We start from the raw sequence: 24539 nt of genomic DNA on the forward strand, positions 1-24539 counted from the left end.
AAAAAAAGCCGCCTCCGTTATACACGAAAGCGGCTGTATTTGCTTATTTTATTGTTATTATATTTGATATATGCTTTTGAATAAGGATTGCGTCGGATATCGACAGATTTCCGCTTTTATTAACATCAGCAGCCTCTAAACTGTCGCCGCTTAAGGTTATTATGTTCGCAATTTGCTTTTGCACCAATATTGCGTCTGAAATTGAAATTTTGTTGTCGCCGTTTACGTCCCCAAGAATTACCACAGGCTTGTAGGCAACAAATTTAAATCCGTTCTGCTTTGCATAGCTTTCTGCGCATGAGCCGGCAACTCCTTGTATAGTAAAGTTTGCTACCTTAGATGCGGAGCTGCTGCCGTTATATCCTAACGCATGAAATCCGATATATGTAACGCTTTTTGGAATTTTTATGCTTTTAAGATTATCGCACATTGCAAATGCAATCTGTGAAATTTCGGTAACGCCGTTTGGAATTGTTACGCTTGTAAGCCCTGAACAGCGGACAAACGCACCGTTATTAATGTATTTTAATGCAGCGGGAAGCGTTACGCTTTTCAGGCTTGAGCAGTCTGCAAACGCAAGGTCGTCGATAGTTTCCAATCCTTCTGATAATTTCAGGCTTGCAAGTGCCTTGCATCTTTCAAAAGCATATTTTCCGACGGTTTTAACTCCCTTCGGAATGGTTACGGAGGTAAGCTTTGCACAATCTCTGAACGCTGCATTGCCAATAGTTGTTACCTTGCTTGGAATCTGCGCCTTAGCAAGGTTTGTACATCCGCAAAACGCATAGTTATCAATAGTTTTCAGGTTGCTCGGCATTGTTATGCTTTCAATACCCGTGCAGTTCAGAAACGTATTTTTGCCAATGCTTGTCACGCCGCTGCCTATGCTTACGCTTTTAAGGCTTGTACAGTTGGAAAATGCCCAGTCGTCAATTTCGGCGGCACTGTTTGGTATAGCTATGCTTGTAAGGCTTGAACAGTCCGCAAACATTCCATAACTGATTTTTTTGACCTTAGAGCCTATCTTTGCGCTTTTAAGGTTTGTGCAGCCGGAAAAAACGCTAACTCCTATTGTTGTCACGCTGTCGGGAATTACTATATTGGTAATCTTAGTGCAGTTTTGGAACGAGCCGTAGAAAAGATCGCTAACGCTGCTTGGAATATTGCACTCGGTTTTTGCACCGGGGCACTGAATCAGGATTGTGCAATACTTGTTGTACAGAACGCCGTTTTTTGATGTAAACGCAGGATTGTCCGGCGACACATTGATGCTTATAAGATTCTTACAGCTTGTAAATGCACCGTAATCAATGTGTTCAACGCTTTTCGGAATAGTTATGCTCCTTATTGCCGAGCAGCCCTCAAAAGCACTGTATTCAATCGTGGTAACGCTGTCCGGAATTGAAACCCTTGTGAGCTTTTTGGAATTCATGAACGCCTGACCGCCAATAGCTGTTACGCTGCTTGGTATTTCGCACACTGCTCTGCCGCCGGGACATTGCAGCAGGGTTGTTGCGTCTTTGCTATATATTACCCCGTTAATAGATTTGTAGGAGGGGTTGTTGCTGGCTACGTTAAGGTTTGTAAGGCTTGAACAGCCGGAAAACAGCATATTGCCAATGCTTGTTACGTTTGCCGGAATCGTAATTCCTAAAAGGCTTGTACAGTCAGAAAACGCATTATTATAAATAGTTGTTACTCCCGTGCCAAGTGAAACGCTTTTTAATCCTGCGCAGTCGGAAAATGCATAGCTTCTGATTTCCTTTACGCTGTTTGGAATTGTTATGCTTGTAAGGCCGGAGCAATGACTGAATGAACTGGATCCTATAACGGTAACGCTCTTATTATTAATTTTGTCGGGTATAGAAAGCGTTGACGCATTGCCTGTGTATTTTTGAATTATTATCGTTCCGTCGCTAAGCTCAGTGTATTCATAGTCACCGTAAACACTGCCGCTTACTGTTTCCTGTTCCGCTGTCACTGCACCCGCTGTTATTGGGGCAGCAGATACGTTAAGCAAAAAAACAGCCGCAAGGATAATTGAAATAAAACTTTTCCTTTTCATTTTATCTTCCTTTCAAATTATATTTATTAATTTTTTGCCAATTTATTGCCAACTAAAATATAGCACAATGCCGTTTTGTTTTCAATTGTTATAATGCACTTTAATTTATTTCTATTTATTTATCACAAATTATTTCTTCGCTATAAATATATTTCGTATTGCAATATGAAAATAAAAAACGGCGCCGTCATTGCGCCGTTTTTATTTGCTTTATTAAATGCTGACAACAATCAGCTTACCCGATGACGCTGATGTTTGCAATATGCTTTTGAATAAGAATTGCGTCTGATATTGTAACCTTGCCGTTTTTGTCTATGTCTGCGTCCTGAATTTGTCCGTTGCTCAAAGGAATTATATTAGCAATATGTTTTTGAACGGTTATTGCGTCTGATATGCTTATTGAACCGTCACGGGTAACATCTCCAAGCTTAACCTCGACAAAATCGCATCCCAGAACAACGTTTGCAAGGTATTCGGCACGGGTGTCCTTATATCCTATTACAGTGCTAAGCGCCGACTTTTGGAAAGAGTCTGTGGCAATAGCGTCAACTCTCTTTGGTATAAACAATTTTTTAAGTGAGGTGCAGTCGCTAAATGCCTTTGAAGCTATTGACATTACGTTATCAGACATTTTTACATCATTAAGAGATGAGCAGCTGTTAAAGGCGTTGTTTGGAATTACGGTTACGCCCTCGCCCAATGTAACGCTCACAAGGCTGCTGCAAGCATAAAAGATATTTTCTCCAATAGTTGTTACGGAATCAGGAATATCAAGCTGTGTGATTCGGTCACATTCATAAAAAGCGTGCGAACCGATTGATTTAATTGTTGACGGAAGTTTGATTGACGGAAGCTTGGAGTATTCAAACGCATTGTTACCTATTGTTGTGATTCCATCCGGCAAAGAAACGCTGTCAAGATTCAGGCATGACGCAAACATACCGGCAGAAATATTCTCAACGCCGCCGGATTCAACTGTAACGGATGAAACGCTGCTGCTTCTGAAGATTTCATTTCCTAAATTTTTGACTTGCGACGGAATTGTTATACTATTTAGATTAATACATTCGGCAAAAGCGGCACGGTCAATAGTTGTACACTCCTGTGGAAAAATAAATTCGTCAGGGAATTTATATGCTCTTGGAGCCTTGATAAGCGTGTCCTTGCTTTTGTTGTATAATATTCCGTCTACTGAGCAATAATTCGGGTTCTCTGCAGAAACCTCGTATCGGCTAAGGTTATCGCAATTATAAAACGCAGATGCAGAAATACTATTTACAGTTTTTGGAATTACAACCCCTTCAATAAGCTTGTTGTCTGTTGAAGCTGAGAATAAATATGAGCCTATGCCTGAAACAGTATAACCGTCCACCTTTTCGGGAATTTCCATTGTAACGCTGTAAAGTGAGTAGATATACTTTGTGAGCATTATTGTGCCGTCATCAAGAATAACGTACTCATAGCGACCGTCCTGGTTATCTGACTGTTCTGACGCCGTTTCGCCTGCGTATACATTGTTTGCACTTACTGCGCCTACGGATAGCTGCGACGTCGCCAAAGTTCCGGCAACCATAGCCGCCGCCATTAGAACCGCAAAGCTTCTTTTAAATCTTTTCATTACTTTACCTCGTTTCAAATTTTATATAGATAATATTAAACATACCCCGACAAAGCCGACAATCCTAAAGCGTTCAAAAGCGACCCGTCCGGTTGGTTCACAAAAATCAGAGGTGCCATTATAGCCTGTAATTTAAAATTTCCATAAAACCTTAAGTCAGTTCAAATATATCATTTGTGGATTTTCTTGTCAATAACTTAAAAACAATAATAGAATAATCGTACAATATATAATATGAAGAGCCGTTGCTTTGTACAAAAAAGCCGCCTCCGTTATACACGAAAGCGGCTGTGCCGAATATTAACTGTTTATTTTATCCCATACTCCGCTGTTTTGCCGAGCTGTTCCTCAATTCTAAGCAGGCGGTTGTACTTTGCGGTTCTGTCCGTTCTGCACGGCGCTCCTGTCTTGATGAAGCCTGTGGAAAGACCAACCGCCAAATCGGCTATTGTTGTGTCCTCGGTTTCACCGGAACGGTGCGACATTATTGTTCTGTATCCGTGCGTCTTGGCGGCAAATACAGCCCTTGCGGTTTCGCTGAGCGTGCCTATCTGATTCGGCTTAATCAATATAGCGTTGCCGCAGTGCAGTGCAATTCCCTTTTTGAGCCGCTGATAGTTCGTAACGAATAAATCGTCACCTACAAGCGCAAGGCGGTTGTCAAGCTTTTGAGTCATCATTGCCCAGCCGTCCCAATCGTTCTCGTCAAGAGGGTCCTCTATTGAGAAAATCGGGTAATTGTCCCTAAGCTCGCTCCAGTAGCTTAAAAGCTCCTTGCTTGTCTTTTTCGTCTGTTTTTTCGGCAGGAAATATTCGCCGCTTTTTTCGCCCTTCCATTCGCTTGCAGCAGCGTCAAGTGAAATCATAAAATCCTTGCCCGGCTCGTAGCCTGATTGCTCAACCGCCTGCAATATAAGGTCGATTGCCTCGTTCTCGCTTTGAAGTGACGGAGCAAAGCCGCCTTCATCGCCGATAGCCGTTGACAAGCCGTTGCTTTTTAGTATCTTTTTAAGAGTGTGGTAAACCTCACAGCACTGTCGCAAACCGTTTGCAAAGCTTCCTGCTCCTACGGGTAAAATCATAAATTCCTGAACGTCAAGGTTGTTGTCGGCGTGTGCGCCGCCGTTTAAAATGTTCATCATCGGCATAGGCAAAGTGTGAGAGAAACAGCCGCCGATATAGCGGTAAAGCGGAATTTCCAGCATTGCCGAGGCAGCCCTTGCACAGGCAATTGACACCGCCAAGGTTGCGTTTGCGCCGAGCCTTGACTTGTTGTCAGTGCCGTCAAGCTCAATCATAATATTGTCAAGCTCCTCCTGCTTAAGCGGATTTTTGCCGCACAAAGCAGGTGAAATTTTACGGCTGATGTTCTCAACAGCTTTTTGCACGCCAAGACCGTTAAAACGCTTTTTGTCGCCGTCACGAAGCTCTACCGCCTCAAACTCACCCGTAGATGCACCCGACGGAACGCCGGCACGGGCGCTTATGCCACATTCAAGCGTAACCTCTGCCTCAACTGTCGGGTTGCCCCTTGAATCAATAATCTCTCGTCCACGTACTCTTTTAATGAAAAAGCTCATAATTTCGTCCTCCTTGTTTTCTGTTATTATTGCCAAAGGCAGGGCAGAGTATTCACCGAAAAAATGAAGTTTTCATATCATATATTGAGCTGAAATTGAAGGGAGTATTATAATGACAACAGTAAGCTACACCGTTGAGCCGGGCGATACCCTGTGGGGCATAGCGCAGTTTTTTGGCGTAACGGTAAATGATATAGCAAGATACAACGGACTTGCCTTTCCGGACAGAATTTATCCTGGTCAGAGGCTGAGAATACCGATAGGCAACAGAAATGTTCCGCAGTGGTACGCAGTACGTCCGGGCGACACGCTTCACACCATAGCCGCCAACTACGGCATAACTGTGAACGAAATAATAGAAAAAAACAATTTTGACGACCCCAACACAATTTACTCCGGAATGTTTATTAAGCTCAGAGATTGAGGGGTAAAGCAAGAGCCGGAACGCTGAATGTTCCGGCTCGTTTATATATTCTGTTATTTTACTTTTCCACCTTAAAATTATGCTGTGGCTTACCGTCGCTTTTCGCCTGCAACGCCTGCCGCTTTTCCTCCTGAACAACAAGAAAGAGGTAAACCGACATAAATGTGATAATAATATAGAACAAAATAGAAAGCATAGCGCCAAGGCTGAACATTCTGCCCGGCCCGAAGCAAATAAGCGCAACGGCGGCAATAGGGCATAAAATGCCTGTAAGACATTTAAAGCACCTTGTTTTGTCGAATGACTCAAACAAGAACCCGACAGCCGGCAGAGCAAACAGTATAATGCCGTAAATTACTATGCCTGCCGTTCCGTCTGCAAGGCGCAGACCGTCAAAAATCATATTGAATACGGTGAAGAACTGAATACTTCCGTCAGGCGCTTTCATCTGTACATATGGAAAAGCGCACATCACCATTGTTATAATATAGAATACGCAAATTGCAAGCCTTATGCGCTTTGTCCGTTTAGACTCAAGCACTTCATCCTGCTGTGAAATTTTTCTTATAGCTTTGTTAGACATTTTTACCTCACATTATAAGTATATGTTTATTCCTTTACGTTGAACTTATCGTTGTATGCCTCAATTGCCGCTTTGATTATCTCTTTTGCGGTGTTGGCGTCCTGAACCTCGTCAACGGCGGTGTCCTTGTTTTCAAGGCTTTTATAAACAGTAAAGAAGTGGCACATTTCGGTGAAAATATGCTTTGGCAGCTGTGAAATATCGGTGTACTCGTTGTAGGTTGGGTCATTAAACGGAATTGCAATAATCTTCTCGTCGTTTCTGCCGTTGTCAACCATTCTTATAACGCCAATTGGATAACAGCGTATAAGCGTCATCGGGTATACGTCCTGACTGCACAAAACAAGAACGTCCAGCGGGTCAAGGTCGTCGCCGTAGGTACGGGGGATAAAGCCGTAGTTTGCGGGGTAGTGGGTTGAGGTATAAAGTATGCGGTCAAGCTTTAAAAGACCCGTCTGTTTATCCATCTCATACTTGCACTTACTGCCCTTTGGAATTTCAATAACGGCAAAAAAGTCATTTTCACCTATTCTTGATGAATCAATATCATGCCAGATATTCATAATAATAACAATCCTTTCTAATACCGGTATAGTGATTGGCTCTGTATAGCTTTGGTAGCTTAGAAAATGTTTGTGCGCAATGTGTTTGACGGAAAATCTGATAATACAAAAAGTTTATTAAATAGATTGTACCACACTAAAAGAAAAAACGCAAGGATAATGCAAAAATACCAAATATTTAATTTTTGGACTTGCAAAAAATAGACATATATGCTATAATGTGCAAGAATTTTCTTCTGAGGTGATAACAATGGGAAGTTGGGTTAACGAGGCAGTATTTTATCAGATTTATCCTATCGGGTTTTGCGGAGCACCGCAATATAACGATTGCAAGCAGGAATACCGCCTTGACAAAATTAAGGAATGGATACCGCATTTGCGCAAGCTTAATGTAAATGCGCTTTATCTCGGTCCTGTTTTTGACTCCACTAAGCATGGATATGATACAAAGGATTATTATAGAATAGACACTCGCTTGGGCGACAATGCGTCATTTAAGTCAATTTGCGACGAGCTTCACGCAAACGGCATAAAGATAGTTCTTGACGGCGTGTTCAACCACGTTGGACGTGAATTCTGGGCGTTTAAGGATGTTCAGCAAAAGGGTCAGAGCAGTGAATATTGCTCTTGGTTTTATAACCTAAACTTTGGCGGCGGCAGCCCTTGCGGCGACCCGTTTTGGTATGAGGGCTGGAACGGTCATTATGACCTTGTAAAGCTTAACCTGCGTAACCCTGCTGTTGTAGACCACCTTATCGGTGCAGTCGAAATGTGGATGGACGAATTTGGAATAGACGGACTGCGCCTTGATGCGGCTGACTGCGTTGACTTCGACTTTTTCCGCCGCTTACGCTCCTTCTGCAAAGGCAAGAAGAGCGACTTCTGGCTTATGGGCGAGATTATTCACGGCGATTACAGCCGCTGGGCAAACCCGGAAATGCTTGACAGCGTAACAAACTACGAGTGCTACAAGGGAATTTATTCCTCGCACAATGACCATAACTATTTTGAGATTGCTCATTCTCTGCAAAGGCAGTTTGCAAACGGCGGTATATACAGAAATATTTACACATACAACTTCCTTGACAATCACGATGTAAACCGTCTGGCAAGTAACCTGAAGGATAAGCGACACCTGAAAAACTGCTATGCGCTTATGTATACAATGCCGGGCGCACCGTCAATCTACTATGGCAGTGAATGGGGCATAGAGGGTCAGCGCACGTGGGACAGCGACGAGGTTTTAAGACCCTGCCTTGACATAAACAATATCCCAAACGCTGATAATGAGCTGTGTCAGTATATTTCAAAGCTTGGGTTTATACACCGCAAGCTACCTGCAATTATGAACGGCAGCTTTGAAAATACAATTATAAAGAATGAGCAGCTTGTGTTCTGCCGCCGTGCAGAGGGTCAGACAGCATATGTTGCGTTTAACCTGTGCGACCACGACGAGAGAATAGGATTTAATATTGACGGCGGTTGCAGCACGCTTACGGATGTACTCAATAATAACGAAAGCTTTGCCGCCACAGGCTATGTTGAAATCAACATTCCTGCCAACAGCGCAAGAATTCTTGTGCTAAATAACGGCGATTTCAAGCTTGAATATACTCAGAACGAAAGCCTAAACGCTTTGCCGCAGCAAACAGAGCAGTTGCAGACCGAGCCTGAGTATGCACCCACAGCACAAGAGATGAAAGCTGAAGAATCTTTAAAGCCGAGCGTTGGAGCAATCGTAAAAAAAGCAGACGGCTGTGAATATAAAATAGTGGCAATTGCAGCGGACTGCGACACCAAAGAAGAAATTATCGTATACAAAAATCTATCCACAGGCGAGCTTAGTGCTGCAAGAGGCAATACGGGTCAGCCTGCGTGTTGACCCGTGTCGGGCTTAAATTAAAACATATAGAAAATGCGGAAGCACATTGTGGCTTCCGTTATTTTTTACAAAAAAGCTGAGAAAAATTTGGCAATGGATTTTGAACATAATAAGGGTTTTTTCCAATTAGGAATTAATAAAACTTTTTGTGTATTATAATTAAAATGTGTATAAATAGCACGAGTAATATACAATACAAGGAGGAATATTTATGCGAAACTCACTCAGAAAATTTGCAAGTATTGTGCTTGTAATTATGATGCTTGTAAGCTGTATTTGTGTTGGAACAGTTGCATCTTCTGCTGCAACAGGTGATACAATTTATTTCAAGAACACAAATAATTGGGCAAAGGTTAATTGCTATGCTTGGAACGATTATGGCAACAATGCCCAATGGCCGGGCGTTGCTATGAAAGACGAAGGCAACGGCTTGTGGAGCTACACGGCAGACAAGGATTATACCAAGGTTATCTTCAACAACGGATCAGATCAGACAGGTGACATGGATTGGCCGTCTGATATGACCTATAACTATTACGATGGCGCCTGGAAGAACGCTGCCGGCGAAACTGAACCCACTAAGCCAACTGAAACAAACCCAATGGGCAATATCTTTAACAGCGTTGGTATTATCGGCACTGTTAACGGTAAAGGCGGTTGGGACAGTGAAAGCTATGAGCTTACCTATGCCGACGGCATATGGAGTGTTCAGATTGAATTCACAGGCGGAAAAAATGATTTTAAAGCTCGTGCAAATGATAGTTGGGACATAAGCTTCGGCAAGGGCTCTGCTAACTTTACAGAGGTCTTAAACGGCACATACAAATTGTCTATTGCCGATAACGCTAAAAACGGTACAGCATTGACATATGAAAAGGTTGAAACATCGACAGACCCGCAAACAGACCCACAGACAGATCCTACAGACCCAACAGACCCGACAGACCCTGTTGCGACATCAACATACTATTTAAGCCTTAAGAACTTCGGCGATAATGAAGGCTGGAAGGAGAGCTCTTCTCGTTATGCGGCATATTGCTTTGCAGGCATGGATAATGCATGGTATGATATGACATTGGTTGAGGGCGAAACAGATGTTTATTCAGTAGCAGTTCCGCAGGATAAGAACTGGACAACCATCATCTTCTGCCGTATGAATCCTAACGCAAGCGAGAACAACTGGGATAATAAGTGGAACCAGACCGATGATTTGGTATTTGCAGATATACCTGAGGGCTGCGACCTTTATACATATGAGAATAAGATTGCTGATAACGTATGGGACAAAGCCGGCGGCACATGGAGCACTTATGGTGCGCAGCAGCAGACAGACCCACAGACAGACCCACAGACAGATCCACAGACAGATCCTCAGACAGACCCACAGACAGATCCACAGACAGATCCACAGACAGATCCGCAGACAGATCCGCAGACAGATCCGCAGACAGATCCGCAGACAGATCCTGTAGAACCTTCAGGTAAAGTTGTTAAGTTTACAGACAACCAGGGCTGGGGAGAAACAGGCACAATTTATGCATACTTCTTCTCAGACAATCAGTCCGGCATCGGCGGAGCATGGCCCGGAATCGCAATGGGCAACCCCGAAGACAACGGTATGGGACAGAAGAATTACTCAGTAGATATTCCTAAAGGCGCAACAAAGGTAGTCTTCACAAACGGTACAGACCAGACAGAAGACATAACACTTGGCGGCTTTGAGGGATATTACACAGATGGAAAACGTGATGAAGAAAACAAACTTCTCGCATACGGCTGGGGCACAGACTCACAGACAGACCCGCAGACAGATCCGCAGACAGACCCGCAGACAGACCCGCAGACAGACCCTCAGACAGACCCGCTGGGAGTGGAAATTAACGGAACAAAGTACAATAAGGGTGACATCGTTCAGATTACTGTAAGACATCAGAACGACACGCTTATCTCCGGTATTAAGGGCTTCATTAAGTATGACAGTGCTTTCCTTAAGCTTACGGAAGAATTTGAAACAAACGATGCAGCATTCTCAAAGAAGCTTTCTTCTGTTGGCTCTTACATGGTTAACAGAGAATATGTTGACGGAGTAGAGGGCGTTGGCATTGCATACTCATGTATGAGTGCAAACAATATAGACTTTAGAACAGAGGATGTTCTTGTAATTGCTCAGTTTGAGGTTATAGCAGAAAGCGGTTCAACATCTTTGACACACAAGATACTTGAAGAGTATGATTTTGACGCAAATGACATTTCGGGCGAAACAAGCTACACAGTAGCACTTGTACCGCAGCAGCCGACAGTTCCGACTTACTCGGTAAAAATTTCTAACGATTCAGACGCTTCAACCTATGAAATTGATACAACTGTTGAAGAGGGTGGATTTGCTGTTGCAAATGCAGTAAGCGTTGAAGGCAAGAAGTTTAAGAACTGGACTGTAAACGGCAGTGTTCGTTCAACAAGCAGAAGCTACGGCTTCCGTGTTTACTCAGACGTTACAGTAGTTGCAAACTATGTTGACAACACAGAAGAAGTTACAGCGCAGCCGAGCATCTTTATTACTCAGAACTATTCTTTGCAAAGCGGAAGCAAGAATTACGTTTGCTTCAGAGCTGAGCGTTCTGTTCCTGCCGGATATACAGTTGTAAAGCACGGTATCCTTTACGGTATCAGCGCAAGCACATTTGGCGACGGCAAGGCAGACGAGGCGCTCAAGTTCAGCGACGCTGAGGGCAATACACTTAAGAATAAGGTTTACAAGGCTCAGCCTTCATCAACAAGCCGCTACGGCACAATGATGCTTAGATTCAATGTTGGCACACATACAACAAATAATGTTTATGCAAGAGGCTTCGTTGTTGTAAAGGACAGAGCCGGCAACACAAGCGTTATTTACAGTGATGTTGTTTCAAGAACATATGCATAATAGTATGGAGGTATAAGAATGATAACAAAAGACATTTACGAAGAAGCTCAGATGGATGTAGTTGTTTTTGACGCTGAGGATATTATCACAACAAGCGCATTATCAGGCGACGACATTCAGGACGATGGCAACTATGATGTTGACAGCACTCCGGCAGACAGCGAGTGGGACTAAGCTTTATAAGAAATTAAATCAAAAGGCGGCAGGCGGTTTATCCGTCTGCCGTATTTTTTAGCAGGTGACTATGATTACATATACATATAAAATTGCAGATAAAATAATCAGCATAAGTTCTTGTTACCCGGCGGTTCACAGTATGTGCAGGGACTATTTGTGCGATGATTCGCCTGATTTTTCGGTAACGTCCACAAGTGCCGACATTGCCTTTGAACGTGAAAAATCAAACCGTGAAGCCGCCGTTGAGGGAAGAAAGGCGCAAAAATTTTCAGATGAATACCTTGAAACACTTGCACTTTACCGTAAAATAGCGGATAATATGGTGGAAAGCGATTGCATACTGTTTCACGCATCGGCAATTGCCGTTGACGGCGAGGCTTATATTTTTACAGCCAAAAGCGGAACGGGCAAATCTACCCATACGGCTCTTTGGCGCAAATACCTTGGCGAGCGAGCCGTTATGATAAACGACGATAAGCCGTTTATCCGCATACAAGGCTCAGCTGCAACTGTTTACGGCACACCATGGAACGGCAAGCACCGCCTTGGCTGTAATATGTCTGCACGGCTTAAGGCTGTTTGCGTGTTAACCAGAGCGCAGCAAAACAGTATTGAAAGAATTGATAAGCGCACTGCACTGCCGCTTTTAATTCAGCAGACTCACCGCCCGTGTGACCCGATAAAAACAGTGAAAGCATTAAAGCTTGCAGACCGACTTGCAGATTGCGTCGGGCTTTTCCGCCTTGGCTGTAATATGGACATACAGGCGGCTCAAATCGCATATAACGCAATGAAATGAGGAATAATATGAAGCTAAAGGAAAATTTTGTTACATACGATTCTGACGGCGAACAGATAATGGTGTCAACCGGCGGAGGGTTCAGCGGCATTGTCCGCAGCAACAAAACAGCCGCTTTTATAGTGGAGCAACTAAAAACCGAAACTACGCAGCAGCAGATTGTTAACGCTGTTCTTGCAAAATTTGAAGTTGCAGACAAAGCTGTGGTTGAAGCAGATGTTTCAAAAATTCTGCAAACTCTGAGGAAAATAGGTGCGCTTGATGAAAAGCACATTTGAACAGGAGCTTGAAAAAAACGGCAAGCTTGTTTATACTAACGTAGGGTACAGCATGATGCCGCTTTTACGCCAGAAGCGTGATTTAATTATTATTGAAAAGCCAAACGGCAGATTAAAAAAATATGATGTACCGCTTTATAAGCGTCCAAATGGGCAGTATGTACTGCACAGGATACTCAAGGTGCGTGAAAATGATTACGTAATTTGCGGCGACCATTGTACCCGACGTGAATACGGAGTAACAGACGAGCAGATAATCGGTGTGCTGACTGCATTTGTGCGCAACGGTAAAACTTACAGCGTAAGCCATAAGGGTTACAGGGCGTATGTCCACCTGTGGTGCGATTTCTTTTATATCCGTGTGTCTGTTTTACGGGCAAAGGCGGCGGCAAGGCGACTGTTTAAGCGCAGAAAGCCTTGATTTTACCGTAAGCTTTGAGCATAAATTATATTGTATTGTCAAAGGAAGGAATTAAACTATGATAACTGTAACTGATGTCAGCCTGAACTTCAGCGGACAGCCGCTGTTTACGGACGTAAACCTCAAATTCACGCCGGGCAACTGCTACGGCATTATCGGTGCTAACGGTGCCGGAAAATCAACCTTTTTAAAGCTTCTTTCAGGCGAGCTGGAAACCTCAAAGGGCGAAATTACAATACCGGAAAACGTAAGAATGTCTGTGCTTAAGCAGGACCACTTTGCGTTCGACTCCTACACCGTTCTTGACACCGTAATATACGGCAACAAAAAGCTTTACGATATTATGAAGGAGAAGGACGAAATCTACGCTAAGCCGGATTTCAGCGACGAGGACGGACTGCGTGCCTCTGAGCTTGAAGCTGAATTTGCAGAGCTTGACGGCTGGGAGGCTGAAAGCGACGCTTCAAAGCTTATTCAGGGTCTTGGCCTTGACGAAAGCCTGCTCTATTCTCTGATGAGCTCACTCACAGGTAATGAAAAGGTAAAGGTTTTGCTTGCACAGGCTCTTTTCGGCAACCCTGATATTATATTGCTTGACGAGCCGACCAACAACCTTGACGTTATGGCGATAAACTGGCTTGAAGATTTCCTGCTTGACTATGTGGGAACGGTTATTGTCGTAAGCCATGACCGACACTTTCTGAACACCGTCTGCACACATATTGTTGACGTTGACTACACAAAGATTAAAATGTATGTCGGCAACTATGAATTCTGGTACGAGTCAAGCCAGATGATGCAGGCTATGATGAAACAGCAGAATAAAAAGGCAGAGGAGAAAATCAAGGAGCTGCAAAGCTTTATTCAGCGTTTCTCGGCTAACAAGTCAAAATCAAAGCAGGCTACATCAAGAAAGAAGCTTCTTGAAAAGCTGACTGTTGAGGAAATGCCGGCTTCAAGCCGTCGCTATCCGTTTGTAGGCTTTAATCAGGACAGAGAGGTCGGCAAGGAGATTCTGACGGTTGAGGGTCTTACAAAAACAGTGGACGGCGTTAAGGTGCTTGACAACGTATCGTTCAGGGTTGAAAGAGGCAACAAGATTGCATTTTTGAGTGATAACGAAATTGCAATAACAACGCTGTTTGAAATACTTATGGGCAACTTAGAGCCTGACGAGGGAACGTTTAAATGGGGGGTAAGCACCAGCCAGTCATACTTCCCGCTTGACAACACATCATACTTTGATGGCTGTGACAAGAGTATTCTTGAGTGGCTCGGCGACTACAATGAAAGCAACGACAGAACAGAAACCTACTTAAGAGGCTTCCTTGGCAGAATGTTGTTCTCAGGCGAGGACGTGTTCAAGCCTGTTAAGGTTTTGTCCGGCGGCGAAAAGGTAAGGTGTATGCTTGCAAGAATGATGATGTTCGGCTCTAATGTTTTGGTGCTTGACCAGCCGACAAACCACCTTGACCTTGAGTCAATCACAGCCGTAAACAACGGCCTTACAAACTTCAAGGGAATTGTTCTGTTCTCCTCACACGACCACGAGTTTATCTCAACGGTCGCAAACAGAATCATATTCATCAAGCCGCAGGGTATACAGGATATAACCCAGAGCTATGACGAGTACCTTGAACAGAATAAGCTGACAAGAAAGTAAGCTTAGCCCTTAACCGAAACACATAACAATTTGTACTCGGTGACGTTAAGCTTTAACCATTTTCTGACTCAGATTGATAAATATTAACAATTCCGTAAAAATTATTTACCTCAGAATGGTATAATTTTATTATGAATACACATTGAAAATGAGGGATAGTTATGTCGGCGCTTGTTAAATTTGAGGACGTAAAGAAAACATATAAAATGGGTGAGGTCGAGATTAACGCTCTTGACGGCGTGAGCTTTGAGATAAACGAGGGTGAATTTGCAGTTGTTGTCGGTTCAAGCGGAGCGGGCAAAACAACGGTGCTGAATATACTCGGCGGTATGGACAGCGCAAGCAGCGGCACTGTTACGGTTGATGGGCAAAATATAACTTCTCTTAAAAACAAAGAGCTTATCGCTTACCGCCGATTTGATATAGGCTTTGTTTTCCAGTTTTATAACCTTGTTCCTAACCTTACCGCCAAGGAAAATGTTGAGCTTGCCGCACAGATTTGCAAAGACCCAATGGACGCATTGGCGGCGCTTGAAAGCGTAGGCTTAAGCGACAGGGTTAACAACTTTCCTGCCCAGCTTTCAGGCGGCGAACAGCAGAGAGTGTCAATAGCCAGGGCGCTTGCAAAGCGGCCAAAGCTTCTTTTGTGCGACGAGCCGACCGGTGCGCTTGACTACAATACCGGCAAAACGATATTGAAGCTTTTGCAGGATAAATGCCGAAGCGACGGTATGACTGTTGTGCTTATCACCCATAACTCGGCTATAACGCCTATGGCAGACAGGGTTATAAAAATGAAAAGCGGCAAAATAACGAGCAATGAAATTAATCAAAGTCCGATTTCGGTTGAGAACATTGAATGGTAATTCTCGATAGGGGTGGTTAATTTGAAAGGCTCAGTTTTTAAAAATATCATACGGGAAATATGGGACACCAAGGCTCGGTTTCTTTCTATTTTAGCGATAATCGGGCTTGGCGCCGGCTTTTTTGTCGGCGTTAAGGCGGCAGGTCCGTCAATGGTAAATACCCTTGTCAATTATGTCGATGAACAGAATATGATGGACATTCGCCTTGTGTCAAGCGTTGGCTTTGACGATGACGATGTTTCTGAGATAGCTAAAACTCAGGGAGTTGCCGAGGTTCAGGCGGGTTATTTCACCGACGCTGTTATGAGTGACCAAAGCAAAAAAAGCGTTGTCAGGCTTCACAGCTTGGGCGAGGACGATAAAATGAATGTTCCTTTGCTGGTTGAGGGCAGGTTGCCGCAGCGCTCAGGCGAGATTGTGGTGGAAGAGGCGTCCTACGCCAATCCGATTGAGATAGGCTCAAAGATAACGCTTGAAAGTACCATTATGTCACGGACAAGCGGCAAGGAAGAGGAAATACCCCTTGAATGTAATGAATTTACCGTTGTGGGAAAGGTGAAGTCGCCGCTTTACATTTCTTTCCAGAAGGGAAAGACAACGGTTGGCAACGGCACAATTTCCTACTATATGCTGATACTGCCGCAGGATTTCACAAGTGAACGCTACACCGAGCTGTATCTTGTGTCGGACTGCACAAAAAACGGCGTATACCCTTACAGCGATGAATATAATAACGAGATTGCCGAACTAAAGAAACGGCTTGAAACTGTATGTGATGAACGCCTTAAGGTGTTTGACAAAAATGAAATTGAGCCGAAACGTCAGGAGCTTGCCGACGGAAAAGACGACCTCATAAAGGCAGAAAAAGATGCAAACGACGAGTTTGCAACAGCTTATAATAATATAAACTCTTCACAAACGCAGTTTGAAAAGCTTGTAGTGCCAAGCGGAAACAAAGCTATGATAGCAAGAAGTAAATCACAGCTTGACGCTGCACGAAAGCAATTTCAGAGCAATCAAATAAAGGCGGATCATAAATTTGCACAGGAAAAGAAAAAGCTGTTTGACGCACAAAAGGAGCTTGAGCAGTTTGACGATTTGAAATCGGTTGTAACAACAAGAGATGACAGTCCTGGCTACTCTGAATTTCAGGACAACGCAGGCCGAGTTGAGGCAGTTGCAACAGTGTTTCCGGTTTTCTTTGTGCTTGTTGCAATTCTTGTGTGCGTTACAACAATGACAAGAATGGTTGAGGAGCGCAGAACGGAAATAGGCACGTTCAAGGCTCTGGGCTACTCAAACGGCACGATAATCTCAAAGTATGTTATCTACTCAACCACAGCAGGCGTAATAGGTTGTGCAGTTGGCTGTGCAGTTGGCTGTGCCACACTGCCGAGAATTATATTTAACGCCTACGCTATGATGTACCAGATAAAGGCTATGGACGAGGTTACGCCCTGGGAATGTATAATCGGCGGCTTTATTGTTGCCATTATATGTACGGCAATTGTTTCGTGGTTTACCTGCCGCAGTGAGCTTAAGCGCTCTCCGGCAAGTCTTATGCGTCCAAAAGCTCCAAAGGCAGGCAAGCGCAACCTGCTGGAGAGAATAGGCTTTATCTGGAATAAAATGAAGTTTACCTCAAAGGTTACAGCGAGAAACCTGTTCCGCTACAAGGCGAGATTTTTTATGACAGTAATCGGCGTTGCAGGCTGTACTGCGCTTATTGTGGCGGCATTCGGCTTGAAGGACGCAATCGGCAGTATCGTCGATAAGCAATTCGGAGAGATAAACAGCTATAATCTGAGTATAGTATTTTCTGACAGTAAAACAGTTGACGACGCTGACAGCTTTGTTGAAAGCCTGACAGACCGGTACAATCTTGAAAGCTCAATGCCGGTGTATCAGAATGAAATTACGGTGTATGATAATAAAAGTGATAGTACCTACGGTGACACATACCTTATTGTTCCGTCAAGACCGTCGGAGCTTCGCAGTATAATAGATTTGCACAGCAGGCAGACGGGCGAGAAAATTGAGCTTGATGACGGCGGCTGTGTTATGAGTGAGAAGCTTGCCGATAATATGGGTCTTGCAGTTGGCGACGAATTCAAAATAAAGGACGTCAATGATGATATAATTACACTAAGGCTTTCTGCAATATGCGAAAACTATCTTTACAGTTACGTATATATCACGCCTAACTATTATAACGAGTGCTTCGGTAAAGACGTTGAGTACAATATGGTAGACACGCACTTTAACTATGAAACCGAGCAACAGCGTGACGCCCTTGCGAATACTCTGCTTGAGGATAAGGAGATTGTTGCGGTAAACTACACCGAATCCGGCGTTGACAATTTCCGCAAGATGCTCAGCACTCTGAATATGGTTGTCTATGTTATGATAGTCAGCGCAGGTGCTCTTGCGTTTGTTGTGCTTTACAATCTTACGAATATCAACATAGCCGAAAGAGCAAGAGAGATTGCAACAATAAAGGTGTTGGGCTTTTACAACCGAGAGGTCGGCGGATATATTTACCGTGAAAACGTAATCCTCACCATCTTAGGCGCATTAGCCGGACTGGTGCTTGGAATATTCCTGACAGGATTTATAGTCCGGACGGTTGAGGTTGATATTGTAATGTTCGGCAGAGAAATAATGCCGCAGAGCTTTTTGTATGCTCTTGGCCTTACGTTCCTCTTTGCAATTATAGTAAACTTCTTTATGTACTTTAAAATGAAGAATATTGATATGGTAGAGTCACTTAAGTCAATTGAATAGGTTGTTTCCGTAAGAGAAAATGGATAATGTTAAATTAATATCAATGTGTGCATAATTACGTATTATTTGTAATATAAAAATTTTCTGCCCCTGAATCCTTAACAATTCCGTAAACAATATTATCCTTAATATGCTATAATTTCCTCATAAACAAAATCTGAAAGGATGATTTTTATGTCACAAAACCCAATAGTAACCTTTACAATGGAAAACGGCAAGGTGTTCAAAGCCGAGCTGTACCCTGAAATTGCACCGAACACAGTAAACAACTTTTTAAGCCTTGTAAACAAGGGCTATTACAACGGTCTTACCTTTCACCGTGTAATATACGGCTTTATGATTCAGGGCGGCTGTCCTCACGGCACAGGCACAGGCGGCCCAGGTTACAGCATTAAGGGCGAATTCAGCACAAACGGCTTTAAAAACGAGTTGAAGCACACAGAAGGCGTACTTTCAATGGCAAGGTCTATGATGCCGAACAGCGCCGGCTCACAGTTTTTTATTATGCACAAGAACGCACCTCATCTTGACGGTCAGTATGCCGCCTTCGGCAAAATCACAGAGGGTATGGAAGTTGTAAACGAGATAGCCGAGTGCGACACAGACTATGCCGACAAGCCGCTTGACCCGCAGGTTATAAAGAGCGTAACAGCAGAAACCTTCGGAGTGGAGTACGACGAGCCGGAAAAGGCGTAATCAAAACCGTAATAGAAATAACAACGGCAAAAATCAAAGGACCGAAATGCGATTTTATTATTGCGTTTCGGTCTTTTTGCTCTTGATAAAACAAAGTTTCCCGACTCTTAATTCCTGTTTTTTACTTTTTTAACATTTTTTATTGATAGTTGAAACAATTTGTAGTATTATCTTTTTACGGCGCAAAGCAAAGCTATAAAGCCTTTATCAACAGCAAACGCTTTTATGCGTTTCTGCCGCATAAAAAGTACTCAAATTTCAGCCTCATAATGCGGCGGCGGTTGGGTCGTTGTCAACCGCCTGATTCAGTCCCTGAGATAAGGTTTTATATGTGAAACCGTGAATTCCATGCATTTGCCTAAGCGCTGTCTTACCGCGGCAAATTCCTAAAGGGCAGCTTGAATGTTTAAGTTTGCACAGAGCTGCCGCATACCGAAGCGCATATTTGCAACTATAATTTGCCTGTTTGTAAACCGCAGTTTGCTGACAGACGCTTATCGGTGTGTTATTATTGTGTAGTCGTTTTTTTACAGAATAGGCTTATATTGCCATTGTGTAATAAACGGCTGAAAGGAAAGGTGAGAACAAATGATTTATGTTGACAGCATAAGAAAAGAGTTTAAAAAGACTATAAAGCAGCCGGGTCTGCTCGGCAGTGTAAAGTCACTGTTCAAGCCGAAAACAGAAAAGGTCGTGGCAGTAGATAACATATCCTTTCACGTGCCGAAGGGGGAAATACTCGGCTTTATCGGGCCTAACGGAGCAGGTAAATCTACCGTTATAAAAATGCTCACGGGCATCCTCACGCCAACAGCCGGTTCCTGCACTATCAACGGTAAAAATCCGCAGAAAAACAGGAAAAGCTATGTTAAGGAAATCGGCGTTGTTTTCGGTCAGCGCACTCAGTTGTGGTGGGACCTTCCGCTTTGTGAAACCTATGCGGTGTTAAAGGAAATATACGAGGTGGAGGACAGTGCCTACAAAAGGAAAATGGACCTATTAAATGAGGTTCTTGATTTGCAGGATTTTATCAAAAGTCCTGTGCGAACATTATCGCTCGGTCAGAGAATGAGAGCGGATATAGCCGCATCGTTGCTGCACAGTCCAAAGGTTTTGTTCCTTGACGAGCCGACTATCGGTCTTGACGTTGTTGTTAAGGACAATATCAGACGTGCAATCGCACAAATAAATGAGGAGGAGCAGACAACTGTTGTACTGACAACCCATGATTTGAGCGACATTGAGCTTTTGTCAAAGCGAATTGTTATGATAGACAAGGGCAGAAATGTTTTTGACGGAACAGTAGATGAGCTTAAGTCTAATTTCGGTCAGATGAGAGAGCTTCACTTTGAGCTTGCAAACGAGGGTGATTTGACAAAGCTTGAATACAAGGCTAAATTCGGGCTGACGGACGAGGACGTAACCGTAAAGAACGATAAAAGCAAGGTTACCGTCCGCTTTAACAGCGACTGTGTTCCCGTTGGAGATATGCTCTCCTATACGCTTTCATCAATCCACGTTCAGGATATAAGCGTTAGGGACGCCGATATAGAGGAAATTATCCGCCGCCTTTATAAAAAAGAGGTGATTGCGGATGCGTAGATTTTTAAGAATTTACCTGCCGTTTTCAAAGGCGGGTATTCAGGAGATGATGGCGTACCGCTTTAATTTCTTCTTTCATCTTATAGGCGAAATGCTCTCCTGCTTTGTAATGTACTTTGTGTGGCTTGCTGTTTTTGAAAGCTCAGACAGCTCCACCTTTATGGGCTTTTCAATGATTGATATGACGGTGTACCTTTTTATATCGTTTACTGCAAGCTTTCTTACATACAGCGACGGTGCTATAGCAATAGGCGAGGAAATCCGTGACGGCTCAATTGTTATGCGAATGATAAAGCCGGTAAACTTTGATATGTATTTTCTGTTTCACGAGCTTGGAAGCCGTGCAGTTGAAACGGGCATAGTTCTTGCACCTATGTGTATAGGCGTAGAGCTTTATAAGTTCTGCGTCACGGGTACTGTAATGTTCAGCCTGCCAAACTTCTCTCTGTTTTTGGTGAGCGTTATCATAGCATACCTCATATCGTTTTACTTTAATGTATGCTACGGCTTTCTGGCGTTTTTCCTCAAAAACCTTTGGGGCTCCAGCGTGCTTAAGGACGCTGTTATAAGCTTTTTGTCAGGCTCAAAAATTCCGCTTGCGTTTATGCCGCCAGTGCTTTCGGCAGTGCTTTCAATTCTGCCGTTTGCATCTCTGAGCTATACTCCCGTTATGCTTTATATGGGTATGTATGATGTGAGTGAAATTATATGCAGCATTGCGCTTCAGCTTTTCTGGCTTATCTTTTTCTGGGCGCTCAGCAAGCTGATATGGCGCATTGCAATGAAGCGTTTGTGCGTGCAGGGAGGTTGATGATATGCTGAAAAAATTAAAGAGAACGGCAAAAATGCACCGCATCTTCATAGCGCAGGATTTGAAAAAGCTTATGGAGTACAAGGTGGACTTCCTGACGGGAATGTTTGGCTTTATGGTGTATCAGACAATCAATATCCTGTTTCTATGGATAATCTTCAGCGGTATTCCCGCACTTAAGGGCTGGAGCTACGAGGAGATAATTTTTATTTACGGCTTTTCGCTTTTGCCAAAGGGACTTGACCACCTGTTCTTTGACAATCTCTGGAGCGTTGGCTATTGGCTTGTTGCAAAGGGCGACTTTGATAAATACCTGACAAGGCCGCTTAACCCTTTGCTTACCGTAATTGTTGAGAAGTTCTGCGTTGACGCAATAGGAGAATTTATTGTCGGCGTTGCGCTTATCGCCGCAACGATAGGCAAGGTGTCTGTTCAGTGGAGCGTTATAAACGTACTGCTGTTTTTCCTTATTCTGCCGTTTGCAACTCTTATCTACACAGGCATAAAGACAATTACCGCCTCTGTTGCATTCTGGACAAAGCGCAGCGGACATATTATCCACGTATTTTATCTGATGAACGACTTTGCAAAATACCCAACGTCAATTTACAATGATGTTCTTCGCAACGTGATTACATACATTATCCCGTTTGCATTTACTGCGTTCTATCCCGCAAGCTATTTCTTAACAGGCGAGAATCCGCTGTTTAATCTTGGCGGAACAGTAATTGCCGCTGTTGTGCTTATGACAATAGGCGTTCTTGTGTGGAACAAGGGAGTTAAGTCCTACGAAAGCGCAGGAAGCTGATTTTTGATAACCGCTTCATCTTGAGGCGGTTATTTTTTGTGCTGATTGTTCAATAATAGACAACAACAAATTGACAATTACCCCCATATATGTTAGATTAATGTAAATAAGACATTGTTAAAAAACTGCACTTTAGGAGGTAATTTATTGTGAAAAAACAACAAACTAAATTTGCGGCAAGCAAAAAACAGGTTCTTGCGGTTATTCTAACCCTTGCGCTTATGCTCAGTCTTGCGGTGTTCCCAACTGCGGCGGCAGAAACTTATGGGGGCTATAGGTACACAGTTCTTGAGGACGGCACGATTGAAATAGCAGACTATTTTAACGCTGATAAGGAAATCACCGTACCGAGTGAAATTAACGGAAGAAGAGTTACAAGCATTGGCGTATCAGCCTTTTCCAGTCTTAAGCGCCTTAAAAGCATAACAATCCCGAGCAGCGTTACAAAAATTGGCGAAAGTGCCTTTTATGAATGCCCTGTCCTTAAGAGTGTAACACTCCCAAACAGCATTACAAGTATTAGCGATTATGCATTTTCAAGCTGCCCATCCCTGCAAAGCATAACCATCCCGGACAGCGTTACAAGTATTGGCAGTAATACATTCTACGGCTGCACTGCCCTTGAAAGCATAACAATTCCGGACAGAGTAACAGAAATTGGCGGGAATGCATTTTTTGGCTGTACTGCTCTTGAAAGCATTATAGTTCCGGAAAGTGTTGTAATGTTAGGGTCAAATGCATTTTCAGACACTGCTTGGTACAACAACCAGCCCAACGGCGTGGTATATGCAGGCAAGGTTGCATATAAATATAAGGGAGAAATGCCTGAAAATACTGAAATTGTTTTGAAAGACGGAACGAAATCTATTGCGGACAATGCTTTTTCCGGTAACGGAGGCTTAATAGGCATAACAATGCCGGACAGCGTTATAAGTATTGGCTTCAGCTCGTTTTCGGAATGTTATAGTTTACAACAAGTAAAAATCGGAAATAATGTAACGGTTATCCACGCTCAAGCATTTTATAAATGCAGGAGTTTGACAGATGTTACAATTTCAAACAGCGTTACAAGAATTGAGGAAAATGCATTCTATGACTGCAGCTGCTTGATGCGAGTAATGATACCGGACAGCGTTACATACATTGGCGAATATGCGTTTGCATATGGTTTTTCTAGTCCTAATTATAGAAGATTCATCATCTACGGCTACTCCGGTACAGCCGCCGAAACCTACGCAACCGATAATAATATAAATTTTGAAAGCTTAGGCTACTGCCTGAAAGACGATGCAAACGGCATTTTGGTAACAACAAATAACAATGCCGATTTGGTTGTTGAAAAGCTTACTGACAGCGAAAGCGTAAATAAAGCAAATACAGCCGTTGGAAATGCCGGAGAAGTAGCTGAAATTTTTGATGTTACGCTACAAAAGAACGGCATTGCAGTTCAGCCTAACGGAATGGCAACGGTTAAGATTCCGTCCGATTATGTAAACGCAAAGGTTTACAGAATTGAAGATGACGGTTCAAAAACTGATATGGATGCTTTTTATGCTAACGGTTATTTGAATTTTTCTACCGAGCATTTCAGCGTGTATGCGGTTGTTGTTCCGAATGACGTTGTTTTGGGCGACGTAACAGGCGACGGAAAAATTACAATTGCCGATGCAATTATGCTTCAAAAGCACATTGCGAACATAGTCACAATTTCGGGTGACGCACTGATTGCCGCCGATGTTGATAAAAGCGGCTCAATTTCAATTGCCGATGCAATTATGCTTCAAAAGCACATTGCTAATATAGTAACCATTGCTTAAACAAAAATAACTGACAGTTAGCAGCTGTTCATCGGCTAAAAGATGGGCGGCTGCTATTTTTATGCGAATTATTATGCAATATAGATAAAGTATCTTACTGTATTGAGCTTTACAATGGTTATTATTGGTAATAATGAACAAAATTTTAATCGTTGCTCAAAAAAATTGAAAAAATAATG

20 protein-coding genes are annotated in these 24539 nt (G+C 43.2%); 15 read left to right on the top strand and 5 right to left on the bottom strand.

Annotated features, from left to right (window positions below; all coding sequences use genetic code 11):
* Positions 1-43: 43 nt before the first annotated feature.
* The 3 genes from GMA13_RS02145 to eno all read right to left on the bottom strand — a co-directional run bounded on the left by GMA13_RS02145 (position 44) and on the right by eno (position 5263).
* The gene (locus GMA13_RS02145; RefSeq protein WP_255882558.1) at positions 44-2065 is read right to left on the bottom strand and encodes a leucine-rich repeat protein; all 2022 of its coding nucleotides are present in this window, start codon (positions 2063-2065) and stop codon (positions 44-46) included.
* Between the two features lie 235 nt (positions 2066-2300).
* Positions 2301-3683, bottom strand: a complete 1383-nt coding sequence (locus GMA13_RS02150; RefSeq protein ID WP_255882559.1) for a leucine-rich repeat protein — start codon at positions 3681-3683, stop codon at positions 2301-2303.
* Between the two features lie 308 nt (positions 3684-3991).
* Entirely contained in the window at positions 3992-5263 is a 1272-nt protein-coding gene (eno, locus tag GMA13_RS02155; RefSeq protein ID WP_255882561.1) for a phosphopyruvate hydratase, read from the bottom strand.
* 112 nt (positions 5264-5375) lie between these two features.
* Between eno and GMA13_RS02160 the strand changes: the two genes are divergently transcribed.
* Complete coding sequence (locus tag GMA13_RS02160) at positions 5376-5687, top strand: LysM peptidoglycan-binding domain-containing protein (RefSeq protein ID WP_255882563.1); 312 nt, start codon at positions 5376-5378, stop codon at positions 5685-5687.
* 58 nt (positions 5688-5745) lie between these two features.
* On the opposite strand, the gene GMA13_RS02165 is transcribed toward GMA13_RS02160, so the two are convergent.
* The gene (locus GMA13_RS02165; protein ID WP_255882565.1) at positions 5746-6270 is read right to left on the bottom strand and encodes a hypothetical protein; all 525 of its coding nucleotides are present in this window, start codon (positions 6268-6270) and stop codon (positions 5746-5748) included.
* 26 nt (positions 6271-6296) lie between these two features.
* Positions 6297-6833 (bottom strand): inorganic diphosphatase, encoded by a 537-nt coding sequence (locus tag GMA13_RS02170; RefSeq protein ID WP_255882566.1) that lies wholly within the window; start codon positions 6831-6833, stop codon positions 6297-6299.
* A 250-nt stretch (positions 6834-7083) separates the two neighbouring features.
* On the opposite strand from GMA13_RS02170, the gene GMA13_RS02175 reads away from it, so the two are divergent.
* From GMA13_RS02175 to GMA13_RS02240, 14 genes are all read left to right on the top strand, one after another.
* Entirely contained in the window at positions 7084-8715 is a 1632-nt protein-coding gene (locus GMA13_RS02175; protein ID WP_255882567.1) for an alpha-amylase family glycosyl hydrolase, read from the top strand.
* Positions 8716-8926: 211 nt separating this feature from the next.
* Positions 8927-11638, top strand: a complete 2712-nt coding sequence (locus GMA13_RS02180; protein WP_255882568.1) for a starch-binding protein — start codon at positions 8927-8929, stop codon at positions 11636-11638.
* Between the two features lie 18 nt (positions 11639-11656).
* Positions 11657-11812 (top strand): hypothetical protein, encoded by a 156-nt coding sequence (locus GMA13_RS02185; protein WP_255882569.1) that lies wholly within the window; start codon positions 11657-11659, stop codon positions 11810-11812.
* A gap of 142 nt (positions 11813-11954) precedes the next feature.
* Positions 11955-12614 carry a hypothetical protein gene (locus GMA13_RS02190; RefSeq protein WP_255882570.1) on the top strand — a complete coding sequence of 220 codons (660 nt, stop codon included), beginning with the start codon at positions 11955-11957 and terminating at the stop codon, positions 12612-12614.
* Positions 12615-12622: 8 nt separating this feature from the next.
* Positions 12623-12892 (top strand): PqqD family protein, encoded by a 270-nt coding sequence (locus GMA13_RS02195; protein ID WP_255882571.1) that lies wholly within the window; start codon positions 12623-12625, stop codon positions 12890-12892.
* Positions 12876-13313, top strand: a complete 438-nt coding sequence (locus tag GMA13_RS02200; RefSeq protein ID WP_255882572.1) for a S24/S26 family peptidase — start codon at positions 12876-12878, stop codon at positions 13311-13313. The genes GMA13_RS02195 and GMA13_RS02200 overlap by 17 nt, the downstream gene beginning before the upstream one ends.
* Positions 13314-13371: 58 nt before the next feature.
* Positions 13372-14976 (top strand): ABC-F family ATP-binding cassette domain-containing protein, encoded by a 1605-nt coding sequence (locus tag GMA13_RS02205; RefSeq protein WP_255882574.1) that lies wholly within the window; start codon positions 13372-13374, stop codon positions 14974-14976.
* A gap of 161 nt (positions 14977-15137) precedes the next feature.
* Entirely contained in the window at positions 15138-15842 is a 705-nt protein-coding gene (locus tag GMA13_RS02210) for an ABC transporter ATP-binding protein (protein ID WP_255882576.1), read from the top strand.
* A 21-nt stretch (positions 15843-15863) separates the two neighbouring features.
* Positions 15864-18626 carry an FtsX-like permease family protein gene (locus tag GMA13_RS02215; protein WP_255882577.1) on the top strand — a complete coding sequence of 921 codons (2763 nt, stop codon included), beginning with the start codon at positions 15864-15866 and terminating at the stop codon, positions 18624-18626.
* 174 nt (positions 18627-18800) lie between these two features.
* The gene (locus GMA13_RS02220) at positions 18801-19322 is read left to right on the top strand and encodes a peptidylprolyl isomerase (protein WP_255882578.1); all 522 of its coding nucleotides are present in this window, start codon (positions 18801-18803) and stop codon (positions 19320-19322) included.
* Positions 19323-19910: 588 nt separating this feature from the next.
* On the top strand, positions 19911-20924 hold the full coding sequence (locus GMA13_RS02225; RefSeq protein WP_255882579.1) for an ATP-binding cassette domain-containing protein: 1014 nt from the start codon (positions 19911-19913) through the stop codon (positions 20922-20924).
* Positions 20917-21735 carry an ABC-2 family transporter protein gene (locus GMA13_RS02230; RefSeq protein WP_255882580.1) on the top strand — a complete coding sequence of 273 codons (819 nt, stop codon included), beginning with the start codon at positions 20917-20919 and terminating at the stop codon, positions 21733-21735. The genes GMA13_RS02225 and GMA13_RS02230 overlap by 8 nt, the downstream gene beginning before the upstream one ends.
* Before the next feature lie 4 nt (positions 21736-21739).
* Positions 21740-22543: an ABC transporter permease gene (locus GMA13_RS02235; RefSeq protein ID WP_255882581.1), complete on the top strand. Its 804-nt coding sequence runs from the start codon at positions 21740-21742 to the stop codon at positions 22541-22543.
* 149 nt (positions 22544-22692) lie between these two features.
* Complete coding sequence (locus GMA13_RS02240) at positions 22693-24360, top strand: leucine-rich repeat protein (protein ID WP_255882583.1); 1668 nt, start codon at positions 22693-22695, stop codon at positions 24358-24360.
* Positions 24361-24539: the final 179 nt, after the last annotated feature.

Source organism: Ruminococcus sp. zg-924, assembly GCF_024433635.1.
Classification (GTDB): Bacteria; Bacillota; Clostridia; order Oscillospirales; family Acutalibacteraceae; genus UBA7067.

Excerpts from the sequence above, each read along its gene's own strand:
- GMA13_RS02145 (WP_255882558.1), bottom strand. The coding sequence starts at position 2,065 with ATGAAAAGGAAAAGTTTTATTTCAATTATCCTTGCGGCTGTTTTTTTG.
- GMA13_RS02150 (WP_255882559.1), bottom strand. The coding sequence starts at position 3,683 with ATGAAAAGATTTAAAAGAAGCTTTGCGGTTCTAATGGCGGCGGCTATG.
- eno (WP_255882561.1), bottom strand. The coding sequence starts at position 5,263 with ATGAGCTTTTTCATTAAAAGAGTACGTGGACGAGAGATTATTGATTCA.
- GMA13_RS02160 (WP_255882563.1), top strand. The coding sequence starts at position 5,376 with ATGACAACAGTAAGCTACACCGTTGAGCCGGGCGATACCCTGTGGGGC.
- GMA13_RS02165 (WP_255882565.1), bottom strand. The coding sequence starts at position 6,270 with ATGTCTAACAAAGCTATAAGAAAAATTTCACAGCAGGATGAAGTGCTT.
- GMA13_RS02170 (WP_255882566.1), bottom strand. The coding sequence starts at position 6,833 with ATGAATATCTGGCATGATATTGATTCATCAAGAATAGGTGAAAATGAC.
- GMA13_RS02175 (WP_255882567.1), top strand. The coding sequence starts at position 7,084 with ATGGGAAGTTGGGTTAACGAGGCAGTATTTTATCAGATTTATCCTATC.
- GMA13_RS02180 (WP_255882568.1), top strand. The coding sequence starts at position 8,927 with ATGCGAAACTCACTCAGAAAATTTGCAAGTATTGTGCTTGTAATTATG.
- GMA13_RS02185 (WP_255882569.1), top strand. The coding sequence starts at position 11,657 with ATGATAACAAAAGACATTTACGAAGAAGCTCAGATGGATGTAGTTGTT.
- GMA13_RS02190 (WP_255882570.1), top strand. The coding sequence starts at position 11,955 with ATGTGCAGGGACTATTTGTGCGATGATTCGCCTGATTTTTCGGTAACG.
- GMA13_RS02195 (WP_255882571.1), top strand. The coding sequence starts at position 12,623 with ATGAAGCTAAAGGAAAATTTTGTTACATACGATTCTGACGGCGAACAG.
- GMA13_RS02200 (WP_255882572.1), top strand. The coding sequence starts at position 12,876 with ATGAAAAGCACATTTGAACAGGAGCTTGAAAAAAACGGCAAGCTTGTT.
- GMA13_RS02205 (WP_255882574.1), top strand. The coding sequence starts at position 13,372 with ATGATAACTGTAACTGATGTCAGCCTGAACTTCAGCGGACAGCCGCTG.
- GMA13_RS02210 (WP_255882576.1), top strand. The coding sequence starts at position 15,138 with ATGTCGGCGCTTGTTAAATTTGAGGACGTAAAGAAAACATATAAAATG.
- GMA13_RS02220 (WP_255882578.1), top strand. The coding sequence starts at position 18,801 with ATGTCACAAAACCCAATAGTAACCTTTACAATGGAAAACGGCAAGGTG.
- GMA13_RS02225 (WP_255882579.1), top strand. The coding sequence starts at position 19,911 with ATGATTTATGTTGACAGCATAAGAAAAGAGTTTAAAAAGACTATAAAG.
- GMA13_RS02230 (WP_255882580.1), top strand. The coding sequence starts at position 20,917 with ATGCGTAGATTTTTAAGAATTTACCTGCCGTTTTCAAAGGCGGGTATT.
- GMA13_RS02235 (WP_255882581.1), top strand. The coding sequence starts at position 21,740 with ATGCTGAAAAAATTAAAGAGAACGGCAAAAATGCACCGCATCTTCATA.